The 11,680-nt window shown below is 72.1% G+C and carries 11 protein-coding genes; 3 read left to right on the top strand and 8 right to left on the bottom strand.

What is annotated here, in order from left to right:
* From GA0070621_RS09650 to GA0070621_RS09640, 3 genes are all read right to left on the bottom strand, one after another.
* Positions 1-957 (bottom strand): carbohydrate ABC transporter permease, encoded by a 957-nt coding sequence (locus tag GA0070621_RS09650; RefSeq protein ID WP_091193612.1) that lies wholly within the window; start codon positions 955-957, stop codon positions 1-3.
* Between the two features lie 80 nt (positions 958-1,037).
* Positions 1,038-2,417 (bottom strand): ABC transporter substrate-binding protein, encoded by a 1,380-nt coding sequence (locus GA0070621_RS09645; RefSeq protein WP_091193610.1) that lies wholly within the window; start codon positions 2,415-2,417, stop codon positions 1,038-1,040.
* A gap of 405 nt (positions 2,418-2,822) precedes the next feature.
* The gene (locus GA0070621_RS09640) at positions 2,823-3,824 is read right to left on the bottom strand and encodes a LacI family DNA-binding transcriptional regulator (RefSeq protein ID WP_167666751.1); all 1,002 of its coding nucleotides are present in this window, start codon (positions 3,822-3,824) and stop codon (positions 2,823-2,825) included.
* Positions 3,825-4,108: 284 nt separating this feature from the next.
* On the opposite strand from GA0070621_RS09640, the gene GA0070621_RS09635 reads away from it, so the two are divergent.
* On the top strand, positions 4,109-6,151 hold the full coding sequence (locus GA0070621_RS09635; protein WP_091193609.1) for a glycosyl hydrolase family 28-related protein: 2,043 nt from the start codon (positions 4,109-4,111) through the stop codon (positions 6,149-6,151).
* Between the two features lie 16 nt (positions 6,152-6,167).
* On the opposite strand, the gene GA0070621_RS09630 is transcribed toward GA0070621_RS09635, so the two are convergent.
* On the bottom strand, positions 6,168-6,578 hold the full coding sequence (locus GA0070621_RS09630; RefSeq protein ID WP_091193607.1) for a hypothetical protein: 411 nt from the start codon (positions 6,576-6,578) through the stop codon (positions 6,168-6,170).
* Between the two features lie 71 nt (positions 6,579-6,649).
* Between GA0070621_RS09630 and GA0070621_RS30750 the strand changes: the two genes are divergently transcribed.
* Entirely contained in the window at positions 6,650-7,510 is an 861-nt protein-coding gene (locus GA0070621_RS30750) for a pectate lyase family protein (RefSeq protein WP_167666750.1), read from the top strand.
* Between the two features lie 85 nt (positions 7,511-7,595).
* Here GA0070621_RS30750 and GA0070621_RS09620 read toward each other — a convergent pair whose 3' ends face one another.
* The gene (locus GA0070621_RS09620) at positions 7,596-8,231 is read right to left on the bottom strand and encodes a DedA family protein (protein ID WP_091193605.1); all 636 of its coding nucleotides are present in this window, start codon (positions 8,229-8,231) and stop codon (positions 7,596-7,598) included.
* A gap of 169 nt (positions 8,232-8,400) precedes the next feature.
* On the opposite strand from GA0070621_RS09620, the gene GA0070621_RS09615 reads away from it, so the two are divergent.
* Positions 8,401-9,123 (top strand): HD domain-containing protein, encoded by a 723-nt coding sequence (locus tag GA0070621_RS09615; RefSeq protein WP_091193594.1) that lies wholly within the window; start codon positions 8,401-8,403, stop codon positions 9,121-9,123.
* 18 nt (positions 9,124-9,141) lie between these two features.
* On the opposite strand, the gene GA0070621_RS09610 is transcribed toward GA0070621_RS09615, so the two are convergent.
* The 3 genes from GA0070621_RS09610 to GA0070621_RS09600 form a co-directional block, all read right to left on the bottom strand.
* Positions 9,142-9,618, bottom strand: a complete 477-nt coding sequence (locus GA0070621_RS09610) for a barstar family protein (protein ID WP_091202233.1) — start codon at positions 9,616-9,618, stop codon at positions 9,142-9,144.
* A gap of 64 nt (positions 9,619-9,682) precedes the next feature.
* Positions 9,683-10,054, bottom strand: a complete 372-nt coding sequence (locus tag GA0070621_RS09605) for a ribonuclease domain-containing protein (RefSeq protein WP_091202232.1) — start codon at positions 10,052-10,054, stop codon at positions 9,683-9,685.
* Positions 10,055-10,314: 260 nt separating this feature from the next.
* Entirely contained in the window at positions 10,315-11,544 is a 1,230-nt protein-coding gene (locus tag GA0070621_RS09600; RefSeq protein WP_091193591.1) for a cellulose-binding domain-containing protein, read from the bottom strand.
* Positions 11,545-11,680: the final 136 nt, after the last annotated feature.

Genomic DNA, 11,680 nt, shown 5'->3' with positions numbered 1-11,680 from the left:
CTAGTCCTGTTTCGAGGTCAGCCGCACGTAGACGGCGGAGAAGCCGGCCAGCACCACGAGCATGATCACGCCGAGCGCCGCGGCGCCGTTGAGGTCGTTCTGGAAGAACCCGTGCTGGTAGATGAGGTACGCCACCGAGGTCGCGGAGTCCTCCGCGCCCGCGCCGTTGGCGAGGATGAGTGGTTCGATGAAGAGCTGCATCGTGGCCACGATCTGCAGCATCGCCATGAGCGCGAGGATCAACCGGGTCTCCGGGATCGTCACGTGGCGGATGCGCCGCCAGATTCCGGCGCCGTCCAGCTCGGCCGCCTCGTAGAGGTCGCCGGGGATGTTCTGCAGCGCCGCCAGGTAGATCAGCACCGCGCCGCCCATGTTCATCCAGGTCGACGCGACGACCATCGCCGGCATCGTCATCCCGGGCGACTGCATCCACTCCGACGTCGGCAGGTGCAGCGCCTTGAGGATCGCGTTGAACAGGCCCGCGTCGCTGGGGTCGTAGGCGTAGAACTTGAAGAGGAAGAGCGCCGAGGCGGGCGGCAGCATCACCGGCAGGTAGACCAGGATCCGCAGGTACCCCTTGGCGTGGCGGAACTCGTTGAGCAGGATCGCCACGAAGAACGGCACCACGTACCCGAGGACGAGCGCGAGGACCGTGAAATAGAGGGTGTTCTTCCAGGCGGTCCAGAAGCTGGGCTCGTGGAGGATACGGACGTAGTTGTCCCAGCCGACCCAGGTGGTCTCGCCGCGCCGGGTGCGCTGGAAGCTCATGACGACGCCGCGGACCATCGGGTACCAGGAGAAGACGGCGAAGCAGAGCACCGCTCCGAACAGGAACGTGTGTCCGGTGAGGTTGTCCCGTACCTTGCGGCCGAGACTGGTATGCCCGGGCCGGGTCGGGTACGGCCGCGCGGGGCGAGCCGGTTTTCCGGTGGCACCCGGGGCGGTGGTGATCGCCAAGGCAACTCCTGCGGAGGTCGGTGGCCGGACGGTGGTGGCGCGGTGGGTGGGGGCCGGCGCGCCGGCCCCCACCCGTCGGATCAGCTCCCGGCGGCCAGGAGCTGGTTCACCTTGTCCTCAGCCGTCTTGAGCAACGCGTCGATGTTCGCGTTCGGGTTCGTCAGCACCCCGGACATCGCGGCGTCGAGCACCGCGTAGATCGCCTGCGCGTTGCGTGGCTCACCCTTGATCGGGACCGGGTTCGCCTCGAAGGCCGCGAAGTTCGCGGTGTCGACGTTCGCGTTCGCCTTGCGCAGTTCGAGTTCCTGCTTCTGGGCGTCGCTGCCGTTGGCGAAGAGCAGCGGCTGGGGCAGGCCCACCGGGTAGTTCTGCGGCTTGGCCCGGGCGTAGTCGAACTGGCCCTTGCCCGGCGTCAGCTTCTGGTACGCGATCCACTTCAGTCCGGCCTTGACCTGGTCCGGGGTGAGGTCCTTCTTGAAGAAGTAGCCCTCGCCGCCGCCGAGCGTCCCCTTGGCCGGGCCGTCCTGGCCGGGCAGCGGGCCCATCGCCCAGTCCTCGAACTTGCCCTGGAACTGGCTGACGATCGCCTGGGTGGTGTCCGGGGCGCCGATGAACATGCCGACCTTGCCCGCACCGGCGTTGGTCAGCAGGTCACCCCACTGGAGCAGCTGGCGGGCGCCCATGCTGTTGTCGCCGTACCGCATGTCCTTGAGGTTCTGCAGGACCTGCTTGCCCATCGCGTTGTTGAAGTCGGCCTTCTTGCCGTCCGGGGTCAGCATCTGGCCGCCCTGGGAGTAGAGCAGGGAGGTGAAGTGCCAGCCCCCGGTGTTGCCGGCGCTGTACTCGGCGTACCCGGCGATGCCGTTGCCGAGCGCGGAGATCTTCTTGGCGGCCTCCCGGACCTCGGCCCAGGTCTTGGGCGGGTTGTTCACGTCGAGTCCGGCCTGCTGGAACAGGACCTTGTTGTAGACCAGGCCCATCGAGTAGTTCTTCACCGGTACGGCGTAGAGCTTGCCGCCGTCGGTGAAGACCTCCTTGAGCGCCGGGTCGACGCTGTCCCAGGTGGGGATCGTGTCCTTGTTGGCGTACTTGGTGATGTCCATCGCCTGACCGGAGTCGAGCACCTGCTGAAGGTCGGTCATGTACCCGTAGAACACGTCGGTCTGGGTGCCGCCGGCGAGGCGGGCGGTGAAGTCCGGCGGGTTGTTGCACTGCTCACCGACGCTGACGCTCTTGATGACGATGTCGGAGTTCTGCCGCTGGAACTCGGCCACGTCCGCGTTCCAGTTCTGCAACAGCTCTTTCTGGGCGCCGACCGGCTGGCAGTCGACGGTGATGGTGACCTTGCCGCTGGCGTCGTTCGTCGCCTTGTCGCTCTTCGTGGAGCAAGCCGCAAGAGTGAGCCCCAAGCCGGCCACGAGCGCTAGCGCCGCAGCCTTCCGGTACTGCGGTACGGACATCTGTCCATCCCTTCGGGAACGGGTGTCTCCATGGCCTTCGCTGAACTGCGGTGATCACCACCGCACAGAGATGCCCTGCTATCGATCTGGATCCGCCAAGCAACCTCTCCCCGGGTAGCCGCTCCGGGGCCAGGCTGTGAGTGGAGTCACTGTAGCTAGGCGAACTCATTTCAGCAAGATGTCGACTGTGTTTTGAAAGGACACGACATCGCAGCAATGGATCACGACAGGGCCGGGAAACTGCCCGGATCTGGGATCTTCGCCCCTTTCGGCGCTCGCGCCCGGCCCCCACCCGCGCCGCAGGTCCGCGGCGGCAAAGACGAAGCGGCCGGCAACGACAAGACGGCCGCCGACCGCGGGCAGCGGTCGACGGCCGAGGCGTCGTTCAGCGGGTCAGGCGGGCGATCAGCGGTCGGGGGCCGGGGCGGTGGAGCCGCGTACCACCAGCTCGGGCTCGAACAGCAACTCGTCGTGCAGTACGCCGGCCCCCTCGATCTGGGTGACCAGCAGGTCCACCGCGGCCTGCCCCATCGTCTCGATCGGCTGCCGCACCGTGGTCAACGGCGGGTCGGTGCAGGTCATGAACGCGGAGTCGTCGAAGCCCACCACCGACACGTCGGTCGGTACGGCCCGACCCAGCCGCCGGGCGGCCCGGATGGTGCCCAGGGCCAGCACGTCACTGGCGCAGATGATGCCGGTCACGCCGCGCTCGACCAGCTTGGTCGCGGCGACCCGCGCCCCCTCCATGGAGAAGCTGGAGCGCTCGACGTACCGGGTGTCGTCGGCCCAGCCCGCAGCCTGGATCATCGCGCCCAGCTTGCGCCGGGACGGCACGTGCCCCTCCGGGCCGAGCACCATCCCGATCCTGTCGTGCCCGAGTGAGCGCAGGTGCCCGTACGCCTGCTCGACGGCGACCGCGTCGTCGGTGGACACCCGGGGGAAGCCGAGTTCGTCGACGCCCGCGTTGACCAGCACCACCGGCAGCCCCCGGTCGGTCAGCCGCCGGTAGTGCTCGTGCGAGGCGTCGGCGAGGGCGTACGACCCGCCGGCGAAGATGACCCCGGAGACCTGATGGTCGAGGAGCATCTCGACGTAGCCGGACTCGGGCACGCCGCCGATGGTGCGGGCGCAGAGCGCGGGGGTGAACCCGCGCTGTGCCAGCGACCCGGTCACCACCTCGGCCAGCGCCGGGAAGATCGGGTTCTGCAACTCGGGCAGGACCAGGCCGACCAGCCGGGCCCGTTCGCCCCGCAGCTTGGTCGGGCGCTCGTAGCCGAGCACGTCCAGGGCGGTCAGCACGGCGGTCCGGGTCGCCTCCGACACGCCGCCGCGCCCGTTGAGCACCCGGCTCACGGTCGCCTCACTGACGCCCGCCTTGCGGGCCACCTCCGTCAACCGTTTCGTCACGGCCGCAATCGTACGTCGCCTTCTTGCAAGAAATGAACTGCCGGCTGCTCGGTCACGGCAACAGCCTCCCGCCGCGCGGGTCGCTCGATGGCCCTCGGCACGGGCACTTCCGGCCGGACCGGCCCTGCAAAATCCCGACAGAGGACCGCTTGAATATAGACAAGTGACCGGAATAACATGAGGCACCCCGGAGCCGGGTATGGCGTCCCGGGTCTCCGGCGGGCGGGTCCAGCCGCGCCGGCACCACCACCGTCTCCCCCGTCCCCCAGAGAGTGGGTAGTCCGATGCAGCGGAGCGTGGACGACGGCGCGGCGGGCCCGCGCCCGCACGTGCCGATCGCCAGGATCATCGCGACGGTCACCGCCGTCGCCCTCGCCGTACCCGGCGGAAGCGCCGTCGCGGCGGGCCGCACCGCCCCCGCCGGCCCGGCCCCGGCGGTCACCCGGGCCGGCCTCGACCCGGCGCTGGTCGTCGGGCGCGGCGCGCGGGTCGACTTCGTCGAGCAGGAGGCGGAGAACGCCCGCACCACCGGCACGGTGATCGGACCGGACCGGACCGCCTACACCCTCGCCAGCGAGGCCTCCGGCCGCCGGGCGGTCCGGCTCACCCCCGGCCAGTACGTCGAGTTCACCCTCCCGGCGGCGACCAACGCGATCACCGTCCGCTACAGCATCCCCGACTCCCCCACCGGTGGCGGCACCACCGCGCCCCTGGCCGTCACCGCCGGCCACGGCCCCGCCCGCACCATGACCCTGAACTCGCAATACGCCTGGCTCTACAACCAGTACCCGTTCTCCAACGACCCCGGGGCCGGGCTGCTGCACCCCGACTGGTGGATCACCGAGTGCTCCTGCGTGCCGGCCGCCACCACCCCGCCGCCGACCATCGCCAAGCCCTTCCGGCCCCACCACTTCTATGACGAGCAGCGCCTGCTGCTGGGCCACACGTACCGGGCCGGCGAGGTGATCCGGCTGACCGCCCCGGCCCGCGGCGGCGCCGCGTGGACGGTCATCGACCTGCTGGACACGCATCTCGTCGCCCCGCCCCGGGTGGTCCCGGGCGCCGTCAACGTGCTCGCCTTCGGCGCCGACCCGACCGGGCGGCGGGAGTCGGCCGACGCGTTCGACCGGGCCGTCGCGTACGCCCGCCGGGTGCACCGCACGCTCTACCTGCCGCCCGGGACGTACCAGGTCAACCGGCACATCATCGTGGACGACGTGACCATCGCGGGCGCCGGGAGCTGGTACACCGTCGTCCGGGGCCGCGAGATCACCCTGGGCACCCCCGCCCCGGACGGCTCCGTGCACACCGGAGTCGGCTTCTACGGCCGGGACGCGGCCGACGGCGGCAGCAGCAACGTCCACCTCTCCGGCTTCGCCGTCGAGGGCGACGTCCGCGAGCGGATCGACACCGACCAGGTCAACGCCATCGGCGGGGCGCTGAACCACTCCACCATCGACGGGCTCTACCTGCACCACACGAAGGTCGGGATGTGGTTCGACGGGCCGATGACCGACCTGCGGGTCACCAACACCGTCATCGCCGACCAGATCGCCGACGGGCTCAACTTCCACACCGGCGTGACCCACTCCTCGGTCTCGCACACCTTCGTCCGCAACACCGGTGACGACGGCCTCGCCATGTGGTCCGAGGGGACCGGCAACGCGCACAACACCTTCGACCACAACACCGTGCAGTCGCCGGTCCTGGCCAACGGCATCGCCCTGTACGGCGGCACCGACAACACGATCTCCAACAACCTGGTCGCCGACCCGGTACGCGAGGGCAGCGCGATCCAGGTCGGCTCCCGGTTCGGCGCCGAGCCGTTCACCGGGCACCTCTGGATCACCGACAACACCACGGTCCGCGCCGGCAGCTACGAGCTGAACTGGAACATCGGTCTCGGCGCGATCTGGTTCTACGCGCTGGACCGCAGCATCGACGCCGACATCCAGGTGGTCGGCGACGCCTTCCTCGACAGCACGTACAACGCGATCATGCTGGTCAGCGACTGGCCGGTGAAGGACGCGGTCTCGATCAGCAACGTGCACTTCCGGGACATCCGGGTCGACGGGACCGGCACCTCGGTGGTGAGCGCCCGGAGCGCCGGCTCCGCGTCCTTCGCCAACGTCGACGCGCGCCATGTCGGCGCGGTCGGGGTCAACAACTGCGGCTCGTTCCACTTCACCCCGGCCGGTTCGGAGTTCACCGTCACCGACCTCGGCGGCAACGACGGCGGATGGCTCGCGCCCTGGCTGCTGCCCAACACCATCACCTGCGACGACCGCCCACCGGTCGTGCCGCCGCCGGCCCCGGCGCAGTGGTGAGCCCGCCCGGTGGGGCTCAGGCCCCCGGCAGGCCCTGGTGGTTGAGGTAGAGCACGACGCGGAACCGCTCGCCGTCGTCGTGCAGCAGGTACGACGACGCGAGCCGCACCGGTGCGCCGCCGTCGACGCGCGGGGCGTCCCAGTCGGTACGGACCAGGACGTACCGGTCGTCCAGGCGGTGGCAGGTGATCTCGGCCAGCGCCGCGGGGCCGAGGCCGGCGTCGGCGAACAGCCGCTCCCGGCGGGGCAGCGCGGCGAGGAAGGCGGCGCGGGAGACCGGCCGGGCGCCGGTCTCGTCGGCGAGGAGGAACGGGTCGGCGAAGCGGGCGCCGACAGCGTGGGCGTCCACGCTGTCGGCGTCCGGCGTCAGGCCGGCGAGGAAGCGACGGACACGGGTGTCGAGAGCGACGGTGGCTGCCTCTGGCACGCGACTGGTCCTTTCGGGGAGCCGACCGCGCCGTGGACCGGCGCGGCTGAGTGGACGCTCCCGGGGGCGCGGTGACCGCGACCCCGGGAGCGCCGCCACGCTATCAGTCTGAACCGGACATAATACCATATGAGTTCACAAAGATCAAGTACCTGTCGGCTCGTCCCGCCTCCGCCCTACGGGCCGACGCCTCACCGTCGACGCCTCACCCGTCGAGGCCCGCAGCCCCGGCGAGCGCGGCCAGGCGGCCGATCTGGCGCGGGTCGGCCAGCGCCGACCCGACCGCGACGACCCTCACCCCGGCGGCGAGGAAAGTCCGGCGCGTTGTCCGCGTCGATCCCGCCGGTGGCCACGAAGGACGCCTCGGGCAGCGGCCCGGCGGCCTGTCCAGCGACACCAGCCACGGCACCGACTACTACGACGGCCTGCTGGACATCACCCACGGGTCGAACTTCGTCACCGTCTCCTGGAACCGGCTGCACGACCACGTGAAGTGCTCGCTGGTCGGGCACAGCGACAGCAACTCCGGCGAGGACACCGGCAAGCTGAAGGTGACCTACCACCACAACGTGTTCAGCAACTGCTTCCAGCGCAACCCGCGGGTCCGCTTCGGCAACCCGGTGCACGTGTTCAACAACTACTACGTGAACACCGCCAACCCGTCGTACAGCTACGGCGTCGCCACCACCTGCAACGCCGGCGTGCTGGTCGAGGGGAACTACTTCGAGATCATGACCGACCCCACGCACGTCGGCGAGGGCTCCTCGCCGACCGGCAACCTGGTCCAGCGCAACAACGTGTTCGTCAACTCCGGCACGCCGCAGACCGCCGGCAGCGTCGCGGCCATCCCGTACGCGTACACCGCGGATGCCGCGAGCACGGTGAAGTCCACGGTGACCGCCGGGGCCGGCACCGGGAAGATCAGCGGCTGACCCCCGCCCCACCCGGGCCGGCGTCCCCGGGCGCCGGCCCGGGTACGGCCGGCCGACACGCGCCGCCGGGCGGCACCGGGCCGGGTCAGCGTCGCCCGGCGGACGTCTTGCGCGCGCGGCGGGCGGCCCGCCGGGCCCGGAGCAGCCGGACCAGCACCAGCAGCACCACCAGGGCCAGCAGCGCCTCGCTGCCCCAACCGAGCCGCCGCTCCAGCAGCCGGTACGACGCCCCGAACAGGTAGCCGAGCACGGCCACCGTCACCGCCCAGAGCGCGCCGCCGGCGACGTTCGCGACGGTGAACGTGCGGTGGTGCATGCCGCTCATCCCGGCCAGCCCGGGCACCAGCGCGCGCAGCGCCGCCACCCAGCGGCCGAGCACCACCGCGAAGGCGCCCCGGCGACGGATCAGCGCCAGTCCCCGGCGTACGTCCTCGGGGTGGACGAGCCGGCGGGGCGCGCGGTCGAGCAACCGGTGGCCGTAGCGGCGGCCGACGAGGTAGCCGACCTGGTCGCCGAGCGCCGCCCCGGCGATCGCGGCCACCGCCACGGCCCACAGCGGCAGCCGCCCCTCGTGGGCGAGCACGCCACCGACCAGCACCGCCACCTCCCCCGGCACGACCAGCCCGAGGAAGGTCGACGCCTCCAGCGCCGGGAGCAGGAAGACCAGGGACAGGACCAGGGCCGGCGGCAGCGCCACCAGCACACTCACCACCCGGTCCATCCGCCGATTGTCACCCACCGGCCGGCGGTCCGCCGGTGCTGTCGCCGCTCGCGGCCGGCACGGAGGAGGACGTACGCCTGGTCACGCGCCGCCGCGGCGACGGCCGACGGCCGTCGGATGACCGACGGCCGGGTCCCGACCGCCAGCGAAGATCAGCTATAAGGAACGCATGGAGTTTCCCGCCTACCTGGCCAGCATGCCGATGCACGCGATCACCGAGATCCACGGCGAACCGGGCCTGCTGGAGCGGTTCCGCCTGGAGATCCGGGCGTTCGACGCCGCCGCGCGGGACCGACTCACCGCGGCCCTCGACCTCGCCGCCGAGCTGCACCGCGACGACCGGCGGGTCCGCGAGCCGTACCTCAACCACCTGCTGCGGGTGGCGATCCGGATGATGCACCACTACCAGGTGCGGGACGTGGACGTGATCGTGGCGGGCCTGTTGCACGACGCGGTGGAGGACCACCCGGTGGAGCTCGCCGGCCCGGACGCCGTCGACGACGATCCGACGGCGGCGGCGCTGGCCACGCTGGCCGACCGGTTCGGCACCCGGGTCGCCCGGCTGGTCGGCGCGGTCACCAACCCGGCGTACGACCCGGGACGCGACCGGCACGTCCAGTACCGGGAGCACGTCGCGGCGAGCCTGGACCGGGAGCCGTGGGCCCGGGTGATCAAGGTGTCGGACTTCACCGACAACGGGGTGGGTGTGATCCACACGGTCGGGCCGAAGGTGGCCCGGTCGGCCGCCAAGTACCGGCCGCTGGTGCCGGTGTACCGGGATCTCATCGCCCGGCCGGACACGCCGCTCTCCGCGCCGGTGAAGCGGCACATCTTCGCCCAGCTCGATCTGGCCGAGGAGCGGTTCAGCGCGATCCTCGACGGGCCGAACTGATCCGGGTGGGTGGGACGGTCACGGTCGGGGTGGGCCGGCGTCCCGCCCGTCGGGGCCGGCCGGCGGGGCGGCCGGGGAGCCGGGTGGGACGGCGACTCCGGCGAGGGCCGACGCGATCCGCCGCCGTACGGCGGGCAGCCGTTGCGCCCGCTCCCGCAGCACCAGCCGCAGCGGCTCGTGCCCGCCGGCGGCGACCCCGCCCAGCACGTCGAGGAAGGTGCCGAGCTGCGCGGGCGGCTCGTCGGCCAGCAGTTCCGCCGCGTCGCTGACGATCAGGACCAGTGGGCCGGCGTCGAGCCGGTCGGCGAGCACGTCGGCGAGCGCGTCCCAGTTGCGTCCGAACCAGTCGGGCAGGGCGAGGGCCGTGGCCAGGGCGTCGAAGAGGCCGGCGCGGGTGCGGGCCGCCGTCCCGGCGAGGACGACCCCGGTGGGGTCGGCCTGCGGCCCGGTGTCGAACGCGAGCCAGGCCGGCGGGTGCGGCTGCGCTGCGGCCATCGGTCCCTCCAGGGCGGTCGGTCGGGTCGGGCCGCCGGGCGGCCCGACCCGCACCGTGTCACGGTCAGAGCAGGTAGAAGTTCACGTAGTGGTCGGGCGAGAACCAGGTGGCGCCGGTGCTCTTGTTGACCACGATCCGGTACGCGTCCCGCGCCGCGCCGTAGGCGCGCGGGTAGACGTCGTACTCGTAGTAGGTGGCGTTGGCGGGGAGCTGCCCCTCGCGGTTGTAGAACTGGCCGCCGGCGTAGTTGTACTGCCCGCCGCTCCAGGAGTACCAGCCGCGCGTGGTCGGGAAGCCCTTGCCGGACCAGCCGGAACGGGCGGTGCGGGCGTCCGCGCAGCGGCTCATCGTGCAGGAGCTGTAGACCGCGGCGTGGGCGGGCTCGGCGAGCTTGGTGGAGACCACCGACGGGCCGACGAGCCCGGTGGCGACCATGGCCGTGAGCAGCGCGAGCGCGCCGAGGATGCGGCGTACGCGGGTGGCGGGACGCGGGGTCGCGAGCGTGGTCAAGGGATCCTCCCTGTCCTGAGGCGACAAGATATCGATCGGCTTCGTTTCCGATCGCGCCCCAGTCTGGCGGTGATCCTCTGCGCCGTACAGGCCCCGGACGGAAACCGGGCCACAATCCCCGATGAACGCTTGATGATCAGCCGCGGGCCGGGCGCCCCGCGTCCGGGTCGCCCGGCCCGGGTCGGTCAGCAGCCGAGCCGGGTGCTGCCGAGCGCCACGTCGTCGAACCAGAGCGTGTCCGCCGCCCCGCCGTAGCTCTCCCAGCCGAGCTTGAGGTCGGTGAGCCGGGGCCGCCAGGTGCGGTTGTACCACTGCCCGTCGATGTCGTGGGTGGGCACGCCGTCGGCGGTGAGCCCGGCGACCGCGACGCCGTCCAACCAGGTGCGCAACTGCCCGGTGGTCCCGTCGACCATGAACTCCACACACGACCAGCGCCCGGTGGGCAGCGGCACGCTCAGCGCCACCCCGGCCGGGCTCTGCTCGGGCAGGGTGGCGTCGTCGGAGGCCCGGTTCCACTGGAGCGCGCCGTTCTGGCCGCCCATCCGGAGGTCCCGGTTGCCGTCCGCGGCGTCGGTCATGGCGAGCAGGGTCACGTGGTCGGCCGGGAGCGCGGTGGTGTGCCGTACCCAGAGCCGCCCGTAGCGCAGCGCACTGAGCGTACCGAGGTCGCGGTTGGACCGGACGAAGACGTGGTTGCAGTAGCCTCCGGCGCCGTTGATCCGGATCGCCCGGGAGCCGGTGTGGACCGTGGCGGTGTCGACGACGGCGGTGCCGGCCCCGGCACAGTCCGGCTGGACCACGCTCCAGTCGCCCGCCGGGGCGGGCCCGGCCTGGTTCTCGAAGCCGTCACAGAGCACCGCGGCGCCGCAGCCGGCCGGCGGCGTGCCGGTGGGGGTGGGCGTCGGCGTGGGCGGCCTGGTCGGGGGCGGGGCGGTGGGGCTCGGCGAGGTCGTCGGCGGCGGACTGTTCGTCGGCGGGGCCGTGGTCGGGACCGGCGGGGCGCCGTTGCACGGTACGCCGTTGAGCGCGAAGCCGGTCGGGGCCGGGCCGGTGGTGCCGGCCGTACCCTGGACGCCGAACTCGGTGGTGCCGCCGGCCGGCACGCTGCCGTTCCAGGCCGCGTTGCGGGCGGTGACGGTCTTGCCGGACTGGCTGACCACGGCGTTCCAGCCGCTGGTGATCCGCTGGTCACCGGGGTACGTCCAGGTGACCGTCCAGCCGTTCAGCGGGGTGTCGCCGGGGGCGACGCGGACCGTGGCGGTGAAGCCGCCGGGCCACTCGTTCGGCAGGTAGTCGATCTGGCATCCCTGGGCGGCGGTGGCCGGTCCGGCGGCCACCGGGGTGACGACGGCGGCGGCGACCAGGGTGGCCGCGGTCGCGACGAGCGGGGTGAGACGGGCGCGGGAAATCCTCATCGGGGGTCCTCTCGGCGGGCCGCCGGTCGGTGACCGGCGGTACGGAGTTGCGAAGACCTCGCGTGCCGACGCGACGGCGCGTACGGGAATGCCCGGCTCAGGCGCGACGTGCAGCCGCCCTGCGGCGGCGCCCGCC

Origin of the sequence: Micromonospora narathiwatensis, from assembly GCF_900089605.1 — a bacterium.
GTDB lineage: Bacteria > Actinomycetota > Actinomycetes > Mycobacteriales > Micromonosporaceae > Micromonospora > Micromonospora narathiwatensis.
Note: the sequence above shows the minus strand (reverse complement) of the source record. Positions and strands in the feature narration are given on the sequence as shown.